The organism is Streptomyces sp. NPDC101166, from assembly GCF_044768125.1.
Lineage (GTDB): Bacteria > Actinomycetota > Actinomycetes > Streptomycetales > Streptomycetaceae > Streptomyces.
This window is the reverse complement of record NZ_JBIWPF010000282.1, coordinates 1-1,114: the sequence shown is the minus strand read 5'-3', so window position 1 is coordinate 1,114 and position 1,114 is coordinate 1. Positions and strand designations below refer to the sequence as shown.

Here is a 1,114-nt window from a genome sequence, read left to right as displayed (position 1 = left end):
CCACATCGGCCCCGCCGTCCAGCGCATCGCCGGCCCGTCGAGCACCCTGTTCGACACCAACCTCGCCTTCCCCTCCACTTGGCACCCGCTCGGTGGCGCCAGTATGGGCGCGGTGTGCGACCTGGACGGCCGGGTCCTCGGCCAATCCGGCCTCTATGTCCTCGACGGCGCCCTCATGCCCGGCAATACCGCGGCCTGTAATCCGTCGATGACGATCGCCGCCCTTGCCGAGCGCGCCCTGGATCGATTGGTGAAAACCGATGTGGGACACGTGATCTGACAACCGAACGGGTCATTCCCTCAGTCTCGCTATCGGTGGTGCGTTGTTTCGGAATGGAGAGAATTAAGGACCACCGTCGCGTCGGAAACTTTCCACTCGCGATTCGATAAGTGGTCTACTTGACGCACCCCAACGAAGGGGAACTCAAACATCCACGCCGACAATCGGAGTCGAGCATGTTCCGCATACCGATCGAGAGCCATGAAGCGGTGACCATGATGACTACCGCGTCCGCGCGGGACGTGTTGCGGGTACACGAGGGGTGCCCGATGTCAGTGTGCGCCAGGAAACGTCAGGCAATTGCCGTGATCAATGCGGCGGCGCAGCGGATGGGGGTGCGGTCGTGAGGGTGGTTTCGCACGACGCGCCCGACTATCCGGTCATGAATTTGCAAGCGGCGCAGCGGGGTTTGACCGTGCATCAGGGGTGCGGTGAGAGTTGTGATGCGCGGCGGTATTTCCAGGGACTGGTGCCCCGGCTCGAGACGATCGCCAAGGAGATCGAGTCGATGCGCGGGCGGTCCAGTTGGAACATCTGGTAGCCGCCCGTACGCGGATCGGTCACCGACGGGAGCGGTGAATGATGGGCAGGGCGAACAGGATCAGGCCCGCGCCGATCCAGAGGACGCCGGTGGTCGGGAGGGCGTTGACGATGACGCCGCCGCAGAGGGCGCCCAAGGCGATGGAGATATTGAAGGTGGAGACGAACAGGGAGGAGGCGGCCTCGGTGGTGTCGGGGGCGGCGCGCATGATCCAGGTTTGGAAGGTGACGGGGACCGCGCCGTAACCGAGTCCCCAGACGATCAGGGCGGCCGCGGCGGTGATGGTGGTGTGG

At 64.5% G+C, this 1,114-nt stretch carries 2 protein-coding genes and 1 pseudogene; 2 read left to right on the top strand and 1 reads right to left on the bottom strand.

Going from position 1 to position 1,114, the window contains the following annotated elements; genetic code table 11:
- Window positions 1–280 (top strand): GMC oxidoreductase (locus ACIRS4_RS38425; protein ID WP_404204945.1); only part of this gene is annotated, 280 nt, incomplete at its 5' end.
- 349 nt (window positions 281–629) lie between these two features.
- On the top strand, window positions 630–821 hold the full coding sequence (locus tag ACIRS4_RS38420) for a hypothetical protein (RefSeq protein ID WP_404204942.1): 192 nt from the start codon (window positions 630–632) through the stop codon (window positions 819–821).
- Window positions 822–840: 19 nt separating this feature from the next.
- On the opposite strand, the pseudogene ACIRS4_RS38415 reads toward ACIRS4_RS38420, so the two are convergent.
- Window positions 841–1,114: pseudogene (locus tag ACIRS4_RS38415) on the bottom strand (MFS transporter); the annotation flags it as partial.